We start from the raw sequence: 21,524 nt of genomic DNA on the forward strand, positions 1-21,524 counted from the left end.
TAGTACATCATCCACAATTTTTTAGTTAAATTCTATTTGGTAACAAATTATTTTGTTTTTGTTAAGTTATATGTATCTTTTGCAATAACTAATTCTTCATTTGTTGGAATAACATAAATTTTAGTTCTAGAACTTTTTTTACTTATTTCTCTATTACCTTTTTCTCTAATTGCATTTTTGTCAGTGTCCAATTCTATTCCCATAAATTCAAGTCCATGACAAACTTTTTCTCTAATTAAATCAGAATTCTCTCCAATCCCAGCTGTGAAGCAAATAGCATCAACTCCACCCATTAATCCAGCATAAGAACATAGGTATTTTTTAATTCTATTACATAACATTTCAATAGTTATTTTTGATCTAAGATCACCATCTTTAGAAGCTTTGATAACTTCTCTTAAATCAGAGCTAATTCCAGAAATACCTAAAATCCCAGATTTTTTATTTAAATAATCAAGAATTTGATTTGAAGTTAGGTTCTTTTTCTCCATTAAATAAGGAATAACACCTGCGTCAATATCTCCAGCTCTTGTTCCCATTATTAATCCTTCAAGTGGAGTAAGTCCCATTGAAGTGCTAATTGATTTTCCATCTCTAACTGCACAAACAGAAGAACCATTTCCTAAGTGACAAACAATTACTTTTGAATCTTTTTTATTTAATATTTTAACAGCTTCATTAGATACATAATAGTGACTTGTTCCATGGAAACCATATTTTCTTAAATGATGTTCTGTATAATCTGCATATGGAACTGCATATAAGAAGTTTTCTTTTGTCATTGTTTGATGAAATGCTGTATCAAATACAGCTACGTTTGGAACTTTTGGCATTAATTCTTGACAAATTTTTATTCCCATTATATTTGCAGGATTATGTAATGGTGCAAGGGGAATTAATTGTTCAATTTTATCAATCACATCAGCAGTAACTATTGTTGATTCTTTAAAAAATTCACCACCATGAACAATTCTATGTCCAATTGCTTGAATCTCTTTTATTGAATCTATTACTTTTGTTTCATCATTTGTTAAAATTCTTAATACAAGTTCGATTGCTTCTTTATGTGTTGGAATTTGAAGTTCAAATGTTAATTTTTTATTTTCTCCAACTTCATGTTTTAATATTCCATCAATTCCTATTCTTTCTACTAATCCACTGGCTTTAAGCTCAGCTGTCTTTGCGTTGATTAGTTGATATTTTAGTGAAGATGAACCTGCATTTAATACAAATACTAACATTTTGTTCCTTTTTTAGTTTATTTTTACTTTTGGTAAGTTTTTTAATTTTATAAAAATCATTGAAGTCATTACAGCATCATTGTATGCATCATGTTTTCCAAGGCTTGGTATTTTCAATTCATTCATTATTGTATTAAATCTTAAATCAATATTTGCTTGTGGAATTCTTTCTATTTTATAATCATAGTAAATAGCAGATACTTCTAGGGCTTTATTAGGCAATTTTATTCCTAATATTGGTTTTAAATATTTATTAATCATGGCTATATCAAATTCTAAAAAATATCCTACTAATGTTCTGTTTCCAATGAATTCCAAAAACTCCTTTATAACTTTATTGATATCTTCTGCATCTTCTAAATCACATTCTCTAATATGATGTACTTTTATCGCTTCAACTTGTAATTTAGTTTTGGGTTTAATAAACTTAACAAATTTTTTACTTGCAACAATGGTGTTGTTTTTTATAATTACAGCACCAATTGAAATAATGTCATCTTTTTTTGGATCTAGACCTGTTGTTTCACAATCAAAACAAACATATTCTTCATTATTTGGTTCATCAAATAAATATAAATATTTTTTGTCTTTTAAATTTTTTTTATTAAAATAGTTTTTTATATTTCTAAACATAGTTTAACTTAAAGTGGAATTCTAATTTTTTCTTTAATTTATTTACTATTTTAAAAGAATCTTTTAATAAATCTTTTTCCATTGTATTTAAACTATCAGGATTTATATAGTTATCAATAGCAACTTTTCTATCAAGTTTTTCTAGATTTGATTTCAACTTTAAATTTGTTAAAAAGTTAAAAGCCATTGTTAATTCTTTTGCAAGTTCTGGTTCTAATACATTTATCTCTGTTAATTTATTTATTCTTTTTGCAGTACTTGTGTTTAATAACTTGTGCTCTAAGCTTAGTGATCTTATACCTTGAACAATAATAAATATTCCACCTTTTTTAATATCAATTTCATTTTTTTGTTTTTCATCTTTGCTATTAAAAACAAAACCATCAAAAAATCCTAAAGGAACATTAAAACTAGTAATTACTTTTGCAAAATGAGCATTAAAAGTTTGTGAATTTCCAGCAACTTTAAATAAGTATTCTTTTAAATTTAATATTAAATCTATATTTCCTGAAACACAAACAGCATCATAAAAAATAGCAATATTCATAAAATTATCACCACTTGGTTCATTTACCCATTGATAAATAAGGTTTTTAAAATCAGATTCTTTTCTACACCAATATGGGTTTGAAACCATGATATTACCTTCACATCTTGGAAATCCAAAATCTACAAGTGTTTCTGTAAAATCATGTGTAAATTTTTGTAATTCTTCATCGCTAATTGTGCAATCATCTTGTATTATTAATGCATTATCTTGATCTGTTTTTAAAATCTGCTCCCCTCTACCTTCACTTCCCATAACCACTAAACATGATTTTTCATATAATTCTTTAGGTGCTAATAATTTATATAATTTATCTAAAAGTTTTTTATTTAATTGATTAACTAATCTAGCGATAAATTCAATTTTTACACCTTTTGCATTTAAAGACTTAATTATCTTTATAAATGATAAAGATGCTTCTTTTAGTTCTTCTACAGTTTCTGCTTTTACTATTTGATTTGAAACAGAAAAAGTATTTGTAGCAAAAAATGATGATAATGAAATTTGATCCAAAATACCAACAATATTATCTTTAGAATTTTTTACAACAACTCTTTTTAATCCATGTTTAGCCATTATGAGTTGAGCATTGAATAAAAAATCATCTTCATTTACATAAATTAAACCTTTTGAAGAAATTTTTATAACTTTCTCATCGAAATCCATTCTATTTAAAATTACTTTTTGTCTAAAATCAGAATCTGTGATGATATGCATTTCCCCATTATTATCTTTTAAAAGTATAGTTGGAACTTTTTCTTTTTTAATAATAGTTGCAGCTTCAAAGATTGACTTATCTTCATCAATAATTACAGCTTTATGAATAGTTGCATCTTTAACTTTTGCAATCATTATATTTGCCATTTCTTTATTTTTTTCATAATGAATATTATTGTTAAGTTTTTCAGATATTGATTGGAAGAAATATGTTTCTAGTTCTATATTTTCATGTAATGTTTTTATGAAAATACTTCGAGGAAGACTGTAACAAATAGTTTCTTCTGTAGTTACAAAACTATTCTTTGAATAATTTTCTATTAAAGAAATAGAATCAAAAATTTCATTTTTAGAATAAATTGATAAAACTTCATTTTCTTGTTTTTCTTGAACTAGCCCTTTTAAAATAAAAAAAAGAAATTCTGGATTTTTTCCTTGTTTTTGAATTGTTTCATTTTCTTTAAAATAAACAATATCCATACTATCTGCAAATGTATCAAGTTGATTTGCACTTAAATTTTCAAAGGGATGAATTGATGTTAAAAAAGCTTTTTGTTCTAATAGACTCATATTTACTCTTTATATTGAAGTGGTAAATTATAGCTAAAAATGAATAAAATAATTATTATTAAAAAAGAGTAGTTATATGAAGAAAGAAATAAAAAATAAAGGATTTATCAAAGGATAAAATCCTTTGATAAAATAGATTAATGTTCAACAGCTCCAGCTGCACCAATACCAGTATTTGCTCTGATATTTTGACCTCTAAATAGTTGTCTTTCTTTTGCAGCTCTTTCTGAGTTATCTAATTTAGAGAAGAACCAAATAGAAACAAAAGCAACTGTTACAGAAAATAATGCAGGGTGCGCATAAGGGAAAACAGCTTTTTCATTTCCTAAAATTTGTACCCAAACATTTGGTCCTAATACAACTAATGCCACAGCAGAGATTAATCCCATAAATCCACCAATGAATGCACCTTTTGTTGTTAATCCACTCCAGTAAATTGAAAGAAATAAAATAGGGAAGTTTGCACTTGCAGCAATTCCAAATGCAAGACCAACCATATAAGCAATATTTTGTGATTCAAATGCAATTCCCAATGTAACACCAATGATACCTACTAAAATAACTGTAATTTTAGAAATTTTCACAACTTGTTCATCACTAGCATTTGGGTTAATAACATTTGCATAAATGTCATGGGATATTGCAGATGCACCCGCTAGTGTTAATCCAGATACAACCGCTAAAATTGTTGCAAATGCAACAGCTGAAATAAATCCCAAGAATGCATTTCCACCTAACATATGCGATAAGTGAACAGAAGCCATATTGCTTCCTCCAAATAATGCACCACCATCCATATATGCTTTTGCTCCATCAAAGTATTGAGCACCTTCTGCACTATTTAAAAATGCAATTGCTCCAAACCCAACAACTGTGATAATTACCCAAAAATATGCAACAAATCCAGTTGCATAAACAACAGATTTTCTAGCTTCTTTTGCATTTCCAACTGTAAAGAATCTCATTAAAACGTGAGGAAGACCTGCTGTTCCTAACATTAATGCCATACCTAAAGAAATAGCAGAAATTGGATCTGTAATAAATCCACCTGGACTTAAGATTGACTCTCCTGCTTTATGATTTTCAACTGCTTTTGCTGCTAATGATTCAAAAGAGAAATTAAAGTGGTATAAAACCATAACAGCCATAAATGAAACACCTGAAAGTAATAAACAAGCTTTAATTATTTGTACCCAAGTAGTAGCAAGCATACCACCAAAAGTAACATAAATAATCATTAAGGCACCAACCATGAATACAGCATATTCATACTCCATACCAAATAAAACTTGAATTAATTTTCCAGCTCCAACCATTTGAGCAATTAGATATAAAATTACAACTGAAATAGAACCAAACGCAGCTAAAGTTCTAATTTCTTTTTGTCCTAATCTATAAGCAGCAATATCTGCAAATGTAAATTTACCTAAGTTTCTTAATTTTTCAGCCATGAAGAATAAAATAATTGGCCATCCTACTAAAAATGAAACCGCATAAATTACACCATCGTAACCTTTCATATATATAAGACCTGATACTCCTAAAAAAGCGGCAGCTGACATATAATCTCCAGCAATTGCTAAACCATTTTGGAAACCTGTAATTCCTCCCCCTGCTGTATAGAAATCACTTGCAGATTTTGTTCTTTTCGCAGCCCAAAAAGTAATACCTAAAGTTCCAGCAATAAAGATAAAAAACATAATAATCGCAGGAATATTAAGTTCTCTTTTTACAGCTTCAAATGTTGCATCTCCAGCAGCAAATACGCTTAGTGCAAAAATTGCAATTAGTACTAATATTTTTAACATTACATCATATCCTTTACATCTTTTTTTATTTCATTAGTTAAATCTTCAAATTCACCATTTGCTCTTTTTACATAAATAAGAGTTGTGATAAAACTAATAACTAAAATAGCTAATGCAATAGGAAATGCAATTGTTGTTACACCATCACCAATTTTTGCTGCCAATAGTTCTTTATTAAATGCTATAACTAAAATATATGCATAAAACATAACTAATACGAAAACTCCTAGTTTAATACCAAAACTATTTCTTTTTGAAACTAATTCTTTATATTTTGGATTAGATTCAATTTTTTCTACTAATTCTTCATTCATTGTGCTTCCTTTTTTTAATTTGATATAAAATATTTATAAATTTTATATCATTTCTCATATAAGCTTTTCTAATACTATAATGGTAGCATTTAAATAGCAAATGGAAAAAAGTAACTGATTATACATTCAATATTTAAGAAATTAGAATTATTTTTAAGTAATTATGTAAAATTTGTGTATTAAATTGTAGATTTGTAACATAAAATATAATTATAAATTATTAAATTTAATGACTAGAATTAAGAAAAATTTAAGAATAATGTTTGATAGCTAAAAAGCTATCAAACATGTTTAGAAAAGTAATGAATTATTACTCAGATGTTACTAAAGTGAAAATTCACTTTAGTAACATTTCTAGTGATCAACTGCTCCATCAGCACCGATACCAGTTTCAGCTCTAACATTTTGAGCTTCAAATGATTCAATTTCTCTTTTTGCACTTTCAGATTTATCAGTAATTGAGAAGAACCAAATTCCAATAAATGCTGCAGTTACAGAGAATAATGCAGGATGTTTATATGGGAAAATAGCTTGAGCATTACCCATAATCTCAACCCAAATAGTAGGACTTAAAATCACAAGAATTACTGCAGTGATAAGACCAATAAATCCACCAATAAATGCACCTCTAGTTGTTAATTTTTTCCAGTAAATTGAAAGGAATAAAATTGGGAAGTTAGCAGATGCAGCAATGGCAAATGCAAGACCAACCATGAATGCAATATTTTGTTTTTCAAAAGCAATACCTAAAATAACCCCAACAACACCGATGATAATTACAGATGTTTTTGATACTTTAATTTCTTCAGCTTCAGTAGCATTTCCTTTTCTAATTACAATTGCATAAATATCATGAGATATTGAAGATGCACCTGCAAGAGTTAAACCAGAAACAACCGCTAAAATAGTAGCAAATGCAACTGCTGAAATAAATCCTAGGAAGATGTCTCCACCAACAACATGTGATAAGTGAATTGCAGCCATATTTCCACCACCAATTAATTTACCATCAGCATAGTATTGTGCACCTTCTGGTGAATTTAAGAATACAATAGCTCCTAAACCAATAACAGCAATAATTAAATAGAAGTAACCAATAAATCCAGTTGCATAAACAACAGATTTTCTAGCTTCTTTAGCATTACCAACTGTAAAGAATCTCATTAAGATATGTGGTAAACCAGCAGTTCCTAACATTAATGCCATACCTAAAGAAATAGCTGAAATTGGATCTGTAATAAACCCACCTGGTGCCATAATAGCTTGACCTTTAGAGTGTGTTGCAACAGCTTGTGTAGCTAAATCAGTAAATGAGAAGTTAAAATGTGCTAAAACCATAAGACCCATGAAAGTAACACCTGAAAGTAATAATACAGCTTTGATAATTTGTACCCAAGTAGTTGCAAGCATACCACCAAAAGTAACATAAATAACCATCATAGCTCCAACTAGAACTACTGCATATTCATAATCCATACCAAATAAGATTTGAATTAATTTTCCAGCTCCAACCATTTGTGCGATTAAGTATAAAGTTACAACAGATAAAGAACCAAATGCAGCTAAAATCCTAATTTTAGTTTGATCCAATCTATATGCAGCAATATCTGTAAATGTAAACTTACCTAAATTTCTTAATTTTTCAGCCATTAAGAATAAAATAACAGGCCAACCAACTAGGAATCCAACTGCATAAATTAAACCATCATATCCACTTAAATAAATCATTCCAGAAATACCTAAGAATGATGCTGCTGACATATAATCCCCAGCAATAGCCATACCATTTTGGAATCCTGTAATTCCTCCACCTGCTGTATAGAAATCTGAAGCAGATTTTGTTTTACTTGCAGCCCATTTTGTAATTAAAAGTGTTCCAGCAATGAAAATGAAGAACATAATAATTGCAGATACATTTAAATCTCTTTTTCCTGAAAATGTTGCATCCCCTGCAGCGAATAAACCAAGTGCAACTAAAGATAATATTGTAATTATTTTAAACATTATATAGCATCCTTTACATCTTCTTTAATTTGATTTGTTAAGTCTTCAAATTCACTATTTGCCCTTCTTACATAAATTAACGTTGTAATAAAGCTAATAACTATAATTGCAGCACCAATTGGAAATGCAATTGTCATTACACCATCCCCTAATTTTGTTGCTAAAAGCTCTTTGTTAAATGCAATAACTAAAATATATGCATAAAACATCACTAGAACAAAAATTGATAGTTTTAAAGAAAATGAACTTCTTTTTGAAACCAATTCTTGATACTTTGGATTAGATTTAATTTTTTGTACTAAATCATTATTCATGTTTGCCTCCTAAAATAATTGTAATAAAAAATACATTGGAATCTTAAGCTACGAAAGTTGCAATAAGATAGCATTTTTTAAACATCGGAAAATATTGTAATAGAATTATACTTATGAGTGAATTTATAAGTATAAATTCACTATAAAATAGGGAAAATTATTTTTTTGTAGCTGCTTAAGTCTGATTAATTTGTATAAAATGTTGTTTTAGCTGGTGTTAAATCTTTTAATTTTAGAAATATCATTGAAGTCATAATCGCATCATTTAAGGCATCATGCTTTCCTAATGCCGGAATATTGAGGTTTTTTAGAATTGTATCGAATTTTAAATCTATAAATTCATAGTCACTTGATCTTTTTCTTGTTCTATAATACATAGATGAAACTTCTATTGTTTCGTTTGGTAACTTTATACCAATAAATTTTTTAGTATATTTTGAAATTATCGCTACATCAAATTTAATATAGTATCCGACTATTGGTCGAGAGCCAATAAAATCTAATAATTGATAAATAGCATCTTCTGGATCTAACCCATTTTCTAAGTCAATTGGTCTTATTTGATGAATTTTTATTGATTCTTCTGCAATATGTTTTGAAGGTTTTAAGAATAGATAAAAAGTTTTTCTCATCAAGATTTTATTACCTTTTATATGAACAGCACCTATTGATAAGATTTCATCTTTTCTTGGATTTAATCCACTTGTTTCACAATCTAAACATATATATTCATCAATAGTTGGTTCATGAAATAAGAAATCATATTTCTTATTTTTTAATTTTTTTCGATTCCAATTTTTAAAGAAATTTTCAAACATTATGAAATCTTATCTATTCTAAAAGTATAATTAATAAATTTCTTAAACTCAATAACAATTTTAAAAGAATCCTTTAGTAAATCTCTTTCAATTTTTCCTAAAGAGTGTGTATCAATCTCATTATTTATTTTTTTACCATCTTGAATATCATCTAATTGTGCTTTTAATCTTAGTGTATTAACAACATCAAATGCTTCAAGAAGTTCAGCTGCTTTATTTCTTTCTAAAATCTTTTTTTCTTCTAAAATTTTTATTCTTTTAACAGTTGTAGTTTCTCTAATTTTTTCTCTCAGTGCTAAAGATCTAATTCCTTGAACTATAGGAAAAACAGCAGCTTTTTTTATATCAATATTATGTGATTTTGTCATAAAATTTGCAATAGTATTTGGTGTGTCAAATGTTAATGTCGCTTTTGCAAAATATGCCATAAATACATCTTTATCATGAAGCTTATTAAATAAATCATCTTTTAAGTTTATTAATAAATCTTTATCTCCTGCAACTGCAAAAGAATCAAAAAATATTGCTAAATCCATATAATTTTGCATATCTGGTGCTTGAATCCATCTTGCTGTTTCATTTTTATATTCACTTACTGTTTTACACCAAAATGGATTTGATACCATTATATTCCCTTCACATGGAGGATAACCAAAATCAATTAAATATTTTGTAATATCATTCATATAAGGTCTATATTGTTCTACGTCTATCCCATCTTTGACAACAAGGGCATTATCTTGATCAGTTTTTATTATTTGTTCATTTCTTCCTTCACTTCCCATTACTATTAAGCAAGCACCTTTTTGCAACTCTGTTGGCAAAACTAAATTATAAAGTTTTTGATAAACTTTTATATTTAGTTGACCAATTAAGTTTGATATATGATTAACTTTTACACCTTTTGCTTGAAGACTTTTTATTATATTTAATAAATCTTTACTCGCAAATTTTAAATCATCTATATTCTTAGCTTTTTTAATTTTTGAATCTACTACATAGGTATGATTTGCAAAATGTGAAAGAATATTAATTTGTTCTAATATACCAATCATTTCACCTTTTGAATTAGTTACACCAATTCTTTTAATGTTTTTTTTAATTAAAAGGGTTAATGCTTCAAATAAATAATCATCATTATGAACAGTTATAAGTGGAAATATAGCAATATCTTTAACTGGAATTGTTAGATCTCTTCCTGCTAAAAGAACTTTTACTTTTAAAAGTGAATCTGTAATAATTCCATATTTACCATTATCTTTTTTTACTATTATTGTTGAAGTTTTAAATTCCATTGATTGTTCAATGGCATCTATTAATTTTGTGTTTTCATCAACTATGCAAGCTTCATGAATTAATGTGTCATCAACTTTTGCAATCATAAAAGATGATAATTCTGATGTATATTCTTTATCTTTTAGTGTTTGAATTTTATTAACTAAATCTTTTAAAAAATAATCCTTAAATTGTTGATTTTGTTCAATGAGTTTTAAAAAAGTATCTTTTTCTAATTCATAGCAAATTAATTCTTCATAAACTTTAAAAGTATTATTGCATTTACCATATATTAATGAGTTTGAATCAAATGAATCTTCATGATGATAATCCATAACAACCATATTATCGGATGAGTATTCATAAACTGTTCCTTTAATAATTATAAAAAAATGATTTGATATTTTTTCAGGACTGATTAAAACTGAATCTTTAGGATAATATGCAATATCCATATGTTTTATACATCTATCCATTTGACTTGAGGTTAAAACTTGAAAAGGATGGATATTTGAAAGAAAAGCAGCTTGATCTTGAAGACTCATTTATTTTCCTTAGATTCTTTGATAGTATTTTTTTATGTTAAAAGTTTTAACATAAAAAAATACTAAAAAGTATACCCGAAGGTATACTTTTTTAGTTTAGCTTTTTAGTGATCTAATGCTTCACCAACACCAGAAGGAATTCTAATATTTTCTACAAGCTCTTGAATCTCTGCAGGAGGCTCAGGAGTCATTCTAGATACAACGAATGCTACTATTAGGTGTAATAGTGTACCAATAGTTCCAATTCCTGTTGGATCAATTCCAAATAAGTAATCTTCTTTGCTTCCACCTAAAAATACAAAGTATACAATGTATCCAAAAGTAAAGAATAGACCAACAAGGATACCAGCAATCGCACCTTCTTTATTCATTCTTTTATCAAATACCCCAAGTATAATTGTAGGGAAGAATGCAGCCGCTGCTAAACCAAATGCAAAAGCAACAACTTGTGCAACGAAACCTGGAGGGTTAATTCCTAAGTAACCAGCAATTGCAATTGCAACTACAGCTGAAACCCTTGCCCACATTAACTCAGTTTTCTCATTTAATGTTGATTTACCAGTTTTTTTATCTTTAAAGATAACTTGACCCATCAAATCGTGTGAAATAGCTGAAGCAATTACAAGTAATAATCCAGCTGCTGTTGATAATGCTGCTGCCAAACCACCAGCTGCAATAAATGCGATTACCCAGTTAGGTAAGTTTGCAATTTCAGGATTTGCAAGAACCATGATATCTACGTCAACATAAATTTCATTTTCAATTTTTCCAGAATTTTCAGCAGGTTTAGGATTAGTTGTTAATCTCTCACCATTTGTACCAACCTTAGTTCCATCAAATTCAGGTTTACCTTTAGCTGCTGTAAATGCATCACCTTTAGCATATTGGATTTTTCCATCACCATTTCTATCAGTCCATGCTAATAATCCACCTTGTTCCCAAGTTTTGAACCATTTACCATTGTTAGCTGTTCCATCTGCAAATTTAGCTTCATTATTAACAAATGCGCTATATTCTACATTTTGTACATTTTTAATTAAGTTGATTCTTGAGAAAGAAGCAACAGAAGAAATTGTTGTATACATAATTGCAATAAATACTAGTGCCCAACCAGCAGATACTCTAGCATCTTTAACAGTTGGTACTGTAAAGAATCTAACAATAACGTGAGGTAAACCAGCTGTTCCTAACATTAACGCAGTTGTTAACATAAACATATTCCATAAGTTACCTGGCTTAGTATATTCTGCAAAACCTAAGTCAACTAAAGATTGATCAAGTGCATGTAAAAGATAAGTTCCTTCAGGAATAACTTGTACACCATTGCTAAATGCAAATGTAGTTGTTGCAAAAATACCTAATTGAGGTAAGAATGTATCAGTAACTTGTAATGATAAGAAAATTGCAGGAATCATATATGCAAAAATCATAACAATATATTGAGCAACTTGAGTATATGTAATACCTTTCATTCCACCAAGAACTGAATAGAAGAATACAATAGCCATACCAATTAGTACACCTGTATTTACATCAACTTGTAAGAATCTTGAGAATACGATACCAACCCCTCTCATTTGTCCTGCAACATATGTAAATGAAACAAAAATAACACCAACAACAGCAACTAGTCTAGCTGTATCTGAATAATATCTATCACCAACGAAGTCAGGAACAGTAAACTTACCAAATTTTCTTAAATATGGTGCCAACAACATAGCTAGTAGAACGTATCCACCAGTCCACCCCATTAAATAAGCTCCACCATCAGAACCTTTGAATGAAATGATACCTGCTAATGAGATAAATGAAGCTGCTGACATCCAGTCTGCTGCTGTTGCCATACCGTTTGCAACTGGGTGAACTCCACCACCTGCAACATAGAAATCTTTAGTTGAACCAGCTTTTGCCCAAAGAGCAATACCAATATAAATTGCAAAAGAAACACCTACGAATAGGTAAATTAATGATTGTAATTCCATACTATTCTACTCCCTATTCATGAACGCCGTATTTTTCATCAATTCCTGTCATTACTTTTACGTAAACAAAAATTAAAATAACAAATACATATATTGCACCTTGTTGTGCAAACCAATAACCTAATTTAACTCCACTAATTTCAATAGCGTTAAGTTCGTTGATAAATAAAATTCCACAACCGAAAGAAACTATAAACCAAACTACAAGTAGTTTAATGATCATAGAAATATTTTCTTTCCAGTATGCTTGTGCTTTTTCTGGACTCATTTTGCTCTCCTTCAAAATTTTTATACCAAACAAAATAAATTGCTTAATAAGGTAACAATGAAATTATAATAGTTGTGAATAGCAAAAAGGTAGCAATTGATTTTTTTTTTAGTTATTTAATAATAAAAATTAGTATGTTAATAATTCTGAAGAAATAAAAGCCCTTAAAAATGGGCTTTATACTGAGTAGTATCTATCTATTTTATAACCAAGTCCTCGAATATTTTTAATGAAATCTTCTTTTAACGCTTTTTTTAATCTAGAAATTTCTGCTCTAATTGTTGGATTATCTATATTTTCTCCATCCCAAATATCCATTCTAAATCTTTCAAAATCCACAATCATATTAATATTAAGAGCCAAAATATGTATAATTTCTAATTGTTTTTTAGTTAAATTTTGAGGTTCACCATTGAAATATAATGTTTGTTTGTCTTTTGCATAAGAATAATTTTCTGAAAATTTAATATGAGAGGTGTTATTTTGTTCTTTTTTTAAGATTTGGTTGATTTTTATACCTAATTCACCTAAATGGAAAGGTTTTTTTATATATTCTCTGCATCCAAGATTATATGCTTTGCTAATATCTTCTATATCAATTAGTGCCGAAATGAATATAGTTGGAATATATTTTTTTTGTCTGTTTAGTTCTGTTAATATTTCAAAGCCATCTTTAGTTGGTACATTAATATCAAGTATTAACAAATCATAAGAATTATTAATAGCATTTAAAACTTCTTGACCATCACAAAAACTTTCAACCATATGTCCTATATTTTTCAAATACTCGCTAATAGCATTGTTTAACATTAATTCATCTTCAAGCAGTAATATCTTCATTTATTCTAAACCTATAAGTAAATTTTGTCTTTTCTTCATCAGATTGTAAGTTAATTATAACTAAATTTTTATCACAAATATCTTTTACTATTTTTAAGCCTAATCCAAAACCACCTCTTGCATTATTTTCTCTATAGAAGTCATCAAATATTTTTTCTACTGAATTAATTTGTTTAGAATGCGTTGTAACACTAAATTTAATTTCATTATCATTTAAATATTCAAGTTTTACAAATATTGGTGATTTAGCATATGAATATTTTATTGCATTTGATAAATTATTATCAATAATTCTTTGTAGCTCTGTATTATTGAATTTTATATACATATCCTCTTCAATATTATTTATAAAGTAAAGCGAGTTTGAAATAGCTATTTCTTCAAAATAATCTATCCTTTGAGATAATATTTTAGAAAAATCTAAATACTCTTTTTCATAGATTACTCTATCTCTTTTTATTAAATAGGATAAGTCATCATATATATATTGAATAATCTTTGAGCCTGATTCTATATTTGTAATATATTTATTATTTGGAATTTTCATTTTTAATAAATCAATATTTGTTTGTATTATTGCTAAAGGCGTATTTATCTCATGAACAGAATTTTTTATAAATGTTTTTTGTGATTCAATTAATTTTGTTAATTCTTTAGTTTTTTCAGATACATTGTATTCAAGATTTTTATTCAAATCTTCTAACATATGTGTTTTTAATTTAATATTATTCATAGCATCAGTTGCATAGTTTGCAATTATTTTAAATTCACCAAATATAATTCTGTTTTGATTTATTGGATTATCATTTTTTTGTGATTCTTTAAAATACTTACCAATCTCTTTAACATCATTTACTATTAATATAGTTGCATTTTTGTATATAAATATAGAGTATAGAACAAGCATTATTGTTAATGATGTAATTTGTAAAGTATAATTTGATATTTTTTGATTATATTCTTCATCTTTTTCTTTAACTAATTTATCAATTTCATCTAAATATACACCTCGACCAATTGTCCAATTCCAGTTTTTATACGAATTTGCATAAGAAATTTTTTTAGTATCTTTAAAAATGGCTAATTTATACCAAAGATATTCAACATATCCACCATTTGGTTTTTGAGAAACATTAATTAAGTCTTTTATTACTTCTTTACCTTCTTTATCTTTTAATTCATAATAAGTATTACCAACTCTATCTTTTGAAATAGGGTGATATAAGCTTACTCCTTCAAAATTGTAAATAAATAGGTACTCATTCATATTGTCAGTTCTTAATTCTTTAAGTGCTTCTATAACTTCTTTTTGAATGATTTCTTGAGGTTTTATATTTTTGTATTTATTGTCATAATATTTAATGAAGTTAATTACATTATTAACATCACTTTTAATAAGTTCTTTTTGACTGTTTGTATAATCTGTTTTAAGGGTTTCAGTTTTATCTTGAAGTTCATCATGGGCATTACTGATAATAATAAAAGTAAAGAATGATATTAGGACCACGATAAATAATATACTATAAACAATTAAATGGTATAGACTTTTTGCTTTTAACATAAAAAAACCTTTTGTTTTAAAGGTAAAATAATAACTGATTTTATATAAGAAGTTTCTTTTGAAGATTTTAAAAGTGGCGCGGTTGAAGGGACTCGAACCCTCGACCTCCTGCGTGACAGGCAGGCATTCTAACCAACTAAACTACAACCGCACTTAAAAAATACTATTTACAAAGAGTAAATAGAAGTCACAAAATAATCTTTAAAAATCTAATGCTACTGCATTTTATAATTTTTAAAAATGTGGTGGTCGATATAAGACTCGAACTTATGACATCTACCTTGTAAGGGTAGCGCTCTACCAACTGAGCTAATCGACCGGTTTGTTGCAATATGGCTTGGTGACCCCTAGGGGATTCGAACCCCTGTGATTGGAATGAAAATCCAAGATCCTAACCGTTAGATGAAGGGGCCAAGATTGCAACAATAAAATAAATGGTGACCCGTGATGGATTCGAACCATCGGCCCCCTCATTAAAAGTGAGATGCTCTACCGGCTGAGCTAACGGGTCACATAAACAAAATTAAAAGTGGCGCGGTTGAAGGGACTCGAACCCTCGACCTCCTGCGTGACAGGCAGGCATTCTAACCAACTAAACTACAACCGCACTTAAAAAATACTATTTACAAAGAGTAAATAGAAGTCACAAAATAATCTTTAAAAATCTAATGCTACTGCATTTTATAATTTTTAAAAATGTGGTGGTCGATATAAGACTCGAACTTATGACATCTACCTTGTAAGGGTAGCGCTCTACCAACTGAGCTAATCGACCGGTTTGTTGCAATATGGCTTGGTGACCCCTAGGGGATTCGAACCCCTGTGATTGGAATGAAAATCCAAGATCCTAACCGTTAGATGAAGGGGCCAAGATTGCAACAATAAAATAAATGGTGACCCGTGATGGATTCGAACCATCGGCCCCCTCATTAAAAGTGAGATGCTCTACCGGCTGAGCTAACGGGTCACATTTGTTTGTCCTTTTTAAGTTGTTCTACTTAAATTGGACTGGAATTATAATAGCTTTTAATTTATTTGTCAAGAGTATTTTGAAGAAATTTCAAAATTTCTTTCAAAGAGTATTTTGCAGCTTGAATTTGTACTTCTTCTCTATTACCTTTGAAGTAACATGTATCTACCATTTTATGGTGCTTTTTGTCACAATAACCAATCACCACTGTACCAACTGGTTTATTTCTACTTTCTCCTGTTGGGCCTGCAATTCCTGATATTGCAATAGCATAATCAGCATCAAATTTTATAATTACTCCCTCTAACATCTCATTTACAACTTCACAACTAACGGCTCCAAATTTTTCTAAAGTTTCATTTTTTACTTTTAGTTCTTGATTTTTTATTTTATTTGAATAAGTTATTATACTTCCATTAAATATATCAGATGATCCAGAAATTTTTGTAATCATAGATGCAACTAATCCACCCGTACATGATTCAGCACATGTAATAGTTTGTTTATTAGCTCTTAAAAGCTTTTGAAGAGTTATCATATCTTTTTCATTAAAAATATCGTCATACATGTCTTATAGCCTTTTAAGTTAATTTATACAGCTATTTTAATTGATTATTATTGAAAGTAAGATAATTTGGAGAAATTTATTTATTGTAATTCGGTCAGATTAAATATAATAAGAGATGTTACTCTTATTATATTTTATTAGATAGTTTAAAAGTTTTAAGCTATTTCAGGATCTGTTAAGTCAGCTAAGAATGCTGCTTCATCAAATTCAAGATTTAAGTATTCACAAACTACTTTAATATCTCTTTCTGCATTTCCTAAACAAGAAGTTGCTCCTGGAGATGGAGTCATATTAAAGATAATTCCTTTTCCTTCACTTAAAGATGCTTCACCAAGCATTAATTTTTTCTCAGTTTTATTAAGAACTTGAGGTCTAACTCCACCAAATCCTTTTGCATACTCTAGATCATCTACACTTAAAGATGGAACAATTTTTCTAGCATCTTTAACGAATAAACCTTTGTTTATTCCTGGAACTTCAAATAAGAAGTTTTTAAATACGTAGTTTCTAATTTCAGAATCTTTTAATAAATCCCAGAAGATTTTTAGGATGCTTCCATCAATATTCATTGTTTTTAAACATTGGAATATTGATTTACCACCTTTATATCTTTCAAGAACAAGTAAAGCAAGTGCAGTTGGTCCAAATCTTGTTTTACCATTTTCTAAGATATCTGGATCTCCATGAAGAGCAGCAAATGGTAATTTATCATTTTGTACCATATAAACTTTACCATTTAAGAACTCACCATTTGTAATATAAAATGATCCAGCCATTGATAAAGAACCCATATGTTTACCATAACCCATTTTATGAGCTAAAAATAATGAATGAGCACCTGCATTAACTACCACGAAATCAGCTGTGTAAACAGTACCATTAACAGTTGTTAATTTATATTTATCACCAATTTTTTCGATATCTTCAACTTCTGAATTAAAGAATATATCTGTAGTTTTAGATGAATCAGCATTTTGACCAGCTTTTGCTAATTCTTTAGTCATAGCTCCAAAATCAACAGTTGTATATTGATCTTTCGCACCCATAGCAATAATTGGCTCTGGTCTATCTTTAGTTTGTGCTTTATCTGCATAAACTAATTTTGGTTCTAATTCTCTTAAAGTCTCTTTATCCCATAACTCTAAATAAGGAAAAACTTCTTTAAATTCATTATATCTTTTTGTAATAAATTCAACTTCTTTTTCTCCAACTCCTAAAGCCATTTTTTGGTGTTTAAACATAATTTTATCTTGTAAATTATATTGTAAACAGAACTTTTCAATCATTTTTGCAGTTCTTTTTGTAATTTTAGCTTTTGACAAAGTATAGTTTGTTTCAATATCACCTACGTGAATTGTTTGAGAGTTACTTGTACCTTTTGAGTTTAAAGTAGCAAGATCTTCATATTTTTCTAGTAAACAGATGTTTTTTGCTGTTGAGTATTTAGCAAGCTCATAAAATAATGCAGCTCCAGAGATACCTCCACCTACAATTACGACTTCATAGTGTTTTTCGTTCATTTATCATTCCTATGTTTTTGTGAAATATTTGATGATTCTATCATATAATTTTTATATTTTGCATAAATAAAACACAAAATTGTGCAATTAGTAAATATTTTATAGATTTTAGTAACACATAATTATTATAGTATAGATTTGATTGTACAAGTTTTGTACGATATGTAATAAAAAAGTCACATAGCTTTTTGTTGATAAATTTACTTTTAAATTAAATTAGATATAATCTGCGATTTAATGAAAAACTATAAATATTTTGAAAACTGAAGGTGTTATAATGGATTATAAAGAGAGTTTACTGCTTCCAAAAACAGAATTTCCAATGAGAGGAAATCTTCCTAACAATGAACCTGTTAAATATAAGCAATGGGATGAAAAAAAAGTATATGATAAAATGAAACAAAATAGGGTAGGTTGTGAGTCATTTACACTTCACGATGGACCTCCTTATGCTAATGGAAATATTCATATTGGTCATGCTTTAAATAAAATTTTAAAAGATATTATTAACAAATTTCATTATTTTGAGGGAAAATCAATTAGATATGTTCCGGGTTGGGATTGTCATGGTTTACCAATTGAGCAAAAAGTAGAAGAGAAAATTGGTTCAGAAAAGAAAAAAATACTTCCTAAATCAAAACTTAGACAACTTTGTCGTGATCATGCTGCTAAATTTGTTGATATTCAAAGAAGTGAATTTAAACAATTGGGTGTTATTGCAGATTGGGAAAATCCTTATTTAACAATGGATTTTAAATTTGAAGCGAATATTTATAGAGAGTTATGTGCTATTGCAAAACAAGGTTTGTTAATTCAAAGATCTAAACCTGTTTATTGGTCTTGGGCTGCTCAAACTGCTTTAGCTGAAGCTGAAGTTGAGTATGAAGATAAAACATCACCATCTATTTATGTTGCTTTTAAACATGAAAAATTAGATGCAAGTATTATTATTTGGACTACAACTCCTTGGACTTTGCCAGCTAATACAGGTATTTCACTTAATGGTGAAGAAGAGTATGTATTAACGAGTGATAAGTTTATTGTTGCTAAGAAATTATATAACTCTCTAATAGAAAATGAAGTAATAAAAGGTGAAGTTGTTGAAACAATTAATCCAAAAGATTTAGAAAATACAAATGCAATAAATCCTTTAAATGATAGAAAGTCTAAAATTGTTTTAGGTGAACATGTAATGATGGATTCAGGATCAGGTGCAGTTCATACAGCTCCTGGACATGGAGAAGATGACTATAAAATTGGTTTAGTATACGGTCTTGATGTAATAATGCCAGTTGATGCTTTTGGAAAATATGATGAAACAATTATAAGAGAAAAGCTTTTTAGAAATACAGAAAAATACTTAGGATTAAATGTATTTAAAGCGAATGATTTAATACTTGAAGAATTAGGTGATGCTTTATTAAAAAGAGTTGATATTAGACACTCTTATCCACATTGTTGGAGAACACATACACCAATTATTTTTAGAGCTACAAAACAATGGTTTATTTCAATTGATGATAAGTATGGAAAACAAAATAAAACACTAAGAGAAAATGCTCTTAAAGTTGTTGAAGATTTAACATTCTATCCTGAATGGGGAAGAAATAGATTAAAGGCAATGCTTGATGGAAGACCAGATTGGTGTATCTCAAGACAAAGAGATTGGGGAGTTCCAATCGCATTTTTTAGAAATAAAAAAACAGATGAGATTGTTTTTGATGAAAAAGTATTAAATTATACAGCAATGATATTTGAACAAAAAGGTTGTGATGCTTGGTATGATTTAGAAATTTCAGAATTATTATATCCAGGAAGTGGATTAAATCCTGAAGATTTAGAAAAAACAACTGATATTTTAGATGTTTGGTTTGATTCAGGTTCTACTCAAAATGCTGTTTTAAGAAGCAGAAATTATGATGCTGGAACTTTCCCTGCTGATATGTATTTAGAAGGAAGTGATCAACATAGAGGTTGGTTCCAATCTTCACTTTTAACAACTTTAGCTTCAAGTGAAATTGCTCCTTTTAAATCGATTTTAACACATGGATTCACTGTCGATGAAAAGGGTGAAAAAATGTCTAAATCTAAAGGAAATGTTGTTGCTCCTGATAAAGTTTTAAAAGAGTACGGAAGTGAAATTTTAAGACTATGGGTTGCAATGAGTGATTATCAATCTGATTTAAAAATCTCTGATAATATCTTAAAACAAAATGCAGAGCTTTATAGAAAAATTAGAAATACTGCAAGATTCTTACTTGCGAATGTAAGTGATTTAGAAGAGATTGTATCAGTTGATAAAATGGGACCTTTAGATAAGTGGGTATTAAATAAAGCTAAAAAAGTATTTGATGAAATTGAAGCTGCATTTAATGTATATGAGTTTTCAAAAGGTTTAAATAAATTAAATAACTTCTTAGTTGTTGATTTATCAGGTATTTATCTTGATGTTTGTAAAGATAGATTATATTGTGATGATAAAAATGATATTCATAGACTTGCATCTCAAAGTGCAATGGCATTAATTGCTAAAAAACTAATATCAACAATAGCTCCAATTTTAACTTATACTATGGATGAGTTATTGTCTTTTGCACCTGATTTTATAAAAGGTGACTGTGAAGATATATTTGATTATAAAAAAGTAGTATTACCAAGTGTTGAAGTTAATATTAAAGAGGCTATTTTATTTTCAGCAAAAGAGAAGTTCTCTGAAATAAAAGATGCATTAAGTAAGGAAAAAGTTATAAAATCTACACTTGAATTAATGATTTATACTGATTGTGAAGATATAATAGCATTAGATGAAGTAGAATCTAGCGATTGGTTCTTAGTAAGCTCTGTAACAAAAGATAAACAAAACTCTGATATACTTGGAACTTTCCAAGTTGATGGAAATGTATTTGAAGTTTATAAAGCAAATGCACATAAATGTCCTAGATGTTGGAAATATACAGCAACAAAAGAAGAAACACTTTGTCAAAGATGTGATGAAGTTTTAAATTAGGAATAAAATGTTTCAAGAAGAA

The 21,524-nt window shown here is 28.4% G+C and carries 16 protein-coding genes and 8 tRNA genes; 1 reads left to right on the forward strand and 23 read right to left on the reverse strand.

Translation table 11 applies throughout. From position 1 onward, the window contains the following. Positions 1-47: 47 nt before the first annotated feature. The 23 genes from ABVS04_RS04525 to ABVS04_RS04635 all read right to left on the reverse strand — a co-directional run bounded on the left by ABVS04_RS04525 (position 48) and on the right by ABVS04_RS04635 (position 18,495). Positions 48-1,241 carry an acetate/propionate family kinase gene (locus ABVS04_RS04525; protein WP_368029488.1) on the reverse strand — a complete coding sequence of 398 codons (1,194 nt, stop codon included), beginning with the start codon at positions 1,239-1,241 and terminating at the stop codon, positions 48-50. A 12-nt stretch (positions 1,242-1,253) separates the two neighbouring features. Continuing rightward, positions 1,254-1,874, reverse strand: a complete 621-nt coding sequence (locus tag ABVS04_RS04530) for a 3'-5' exonuclease (protein WP_368029489.1) — start codon at positions 1,872-1,874, stop codon at positions 1,254-1,256. Then, a complete protein-coding gene (locus ABVS04_RS04535; RefSeq protein WP_368029490.1) occupies positions 1,867-3,708 on the reverse strand; it encodes a putative nucleotidyltransferase substrate binding domain-containing protein in 1,842 nt (613 codons plus the stop codon). The genes ABVS04_RS04530 and ABVS04_RS04535 overlap by 8 nt, the downstream gene beginning before the upstream one ends. 137 nt (positions 3,709-3,845) lie before the next feature. Continuing rightward, positions 3,846-5,516: a cation acetate symporter gene (locus ABVS04_RS04540; protein WP_368029491.1), complete on the reverse strand. Its 1,671-nt coding sequence runs from the start codon at positions 5,514-5,516 to the stop codon at positions 3,846-3,848. Further along, positions 5,516-5,830, reverse strand: a complete 315-nt coding sequence (locus ABVS04_RS04545) for a DUF485 domain-containing protein (RefSeq protein ID WP_368029492.1) — start codon at positions 5,828-5,830, stop codon at positions 5,516-5,518. The genes ABVS04_RS04540 and ABVS04_RS04545 overlap by 1 nt, the downstream gene beginning before the upstream one ends. 354 nt (positions 5,831-6,184) lie before the next feature. Then, complete coding sequence (locus ABVS04_RS04550; RefSeq protein ID WP_368029493.1) at positions 6,185-7,834, reverse strand: cation acetate symporter; 1,650 nt, start codon at positions 7,832-7,834, stop codon at positions 6,185-6,187. Then, the gene (locus ABVS04_RS04555; RefSeq protein ID WP_368029494.1) at positions 7,834-8,148 is read right to left on the reverse strand and encodes a DUF485 domain-containing protein; all 315 of its coding nucleotides are present in this window, start codon (positions 8,146-8,148) and stop codon (positions 7,834-7,836) included. The genes ABVS04_RS04550 and ABVS04_RS04555 overlap by 1 nt, the downstream gene beginning before the upstream one ends. 185 nt (positions 8,149-8,333) lie before the next feature. Beyond that, on the reverse strand, positions 8,334-8,966 hold the full coding sequence (locus tag ABVS04_RS04560; protein ID WP_368029495.1) for a 3'-5' exonuclease: 633 nt from the start codon (positions 8,964-8,966) through the stop codon (positions 8,334-8,336). After that, positions 8,966-10,786: a DUF294 nucleotidyltransferase-like domain-containing protein gene (locus ABVS04_RS04565; protein ID WP_368029496.1), complete on the reverse strand. Its 1,821-nt coding sequence runs from the start codon at positions 10,784-10,786 to the stop codon at positions 8,966-8,968. The genes ABVS04_RS04560 and ABVS04_RS04565 overlap by 1 nt, the downstream gene beginning before the upstream one ends. 104 nt (positions 10,787-10,890) lie before the next feature. Next, positions 10,891-12,768: a sodium:solute symporter family protein gene (locus ABVS04_RS04570; protein ID WP_368029497.1), complete on the reverse strand. Its 1,878-nt coding sequence runs from the start codon at positions 12,766-12,768 to the stop codon at positions 10,891-10,893. A 13-nt stretch (positions 12,769-12,781) separates the two neighbouring features. Next, positions 12,782-13,036 carry a DUF4212 domain-containing protein gene (locus ABVS04_RS04575; RefSeq protein WP_368029498.1) on the reverse strand — a complete coding sequence of 85 codons (255 nt, stop codon included), beginning with the start codon at positions 13,034-13,036 and terminating at the stop codon, positions 12,782-12,784. Between the two features lie 177 nt (positions 13,037-13,213). Beyond that, on the reverse strand, positions 13,214-13,876 hold the full coding sequence (locus ABVS04_RS04580; RefSeq protein ID WP_368029499.1) for a response regulator transcription factor: 663 nt from the start codon (positions 13,874-13,876) through the stop codon (positions 13,214-13,216). Beyond that, positions 13,857-15,437 carry a cache domain-containing protein gene (locus tag ABVS04_RS04585; RefSeq protein WP_368029500.1) on the reverse strand — a complete coding sequence of 527 codons (1,581 nt, stop codon included), beginning with the start codon at positions 15,435-15,437 and terminating at the stop codon, positions 13,857-13,859. The genes ABVS04_RS04580 and ABVS04_RS04585 overlap by 20 nt, the downstream gene beginning before the upstream one ends. A gap of 74 nt (positions 15,438-15,511) precedes the next feature. Beyond that, a tRNA-Asp gene (locus tag ABVS04_RS04590) sits at positions 15,512-15,588 on the reverse strand. Positions 15,589-15,680: 92 nt separating this feature from the next. Next, positions 15,681-15,756 (reverse strand) — tRNA-Val (locus ABVS04_RS04595). Between the two features lie 19 nt (positions 15,757-15,775). Then, positions 15,776-15,850 (reverse strand) — tRNA-Glu (locus ABVS04_RS04600). Between the two features lie 22 nt (positions 15,851-15,872). Next, a tRNA-Lys gene (locus ABVS04_RS04605) sits at positions 15,873-15,948 on the reverse strand. Between the two features lie 19 nt (positions 15,949-15,967). Further along, positions 15,968-16,044 (reverse strand) — tRNA-Asp (locus tag ABVS04_RS04610). 92 nt (positions 16,045-16,136) lie between these two features. Then, a tRNA-Val gene (locus ABVS04_RS04615) sits at positions 16,137-16,212 on the reverse strand. A 19-nt stretch (positions 16,213-16,231) separates the two neighbouring features. Further along, a tRNA-Glu gene (locus ABVS04_RS04620) sits at positions 16,232-16,306 on the reverse strand. 22 nt (positions 16,307-16,328) lie between these two features. Then, positions 16,329-16,404 (reverse strand) — tRNA-Lys (locus ABVS04_RS04625). A 64-nt stretch (positions 16,405-16,468) separates the two neighbouring features. Continuing rightward, positions 16,469-16,975, reverse strand: a complete 507-nt coding sequence (locus ABVS04_RS04630; RefSeq protein ID WP_368029501.1) for a CinA family protein — start codon at positions 16,973-16,975, stop codon at positions 16,469-16,471. Between the two features lie 155 nt (positions 16,976-17,130). Next, the gene (locus ABVS04_RS04635) at positions 17,131-18,495 is read right to left on the reverse strand and encodes an FAD-dependent oxidoreductase (protein WP_368029502.1); all 1,365 of its coding nucleotides are present in this window, start codon (positions 18,493-18,495) and stop codon (positions 17,131-17,133) included. 277 nt (positions 18,496-18,772) lie between these two features. Here ABVS04_RS04635 and ileS point away from each other — a divergent pair, with 277 nt between their 5' ends. Beyond that, positions 18,773-21,502: an isoleucine--tRNA ligase gene (gene ileS, locus ABVS04_RS04640; protein ID WP_368029503.1), complete on the forward strand. Its 2,730-nt coding sequence runs from the start codon at positions 18,773-18,775 to the stop codon at positions 21,500-21,502. Positions 21,503-21,524: the final 22 nt, after the last annotated feature.

Origin of the sequence: Arcobacter sp. s6 (assembly GCF_040884245.1) — a bacterium.
Classification (GTDB): domain Bacteria; phylum Campylobacterota; class Campylobacteria; order Campylobacterales; family Arcobacteraceae; genus Aliarcobacter.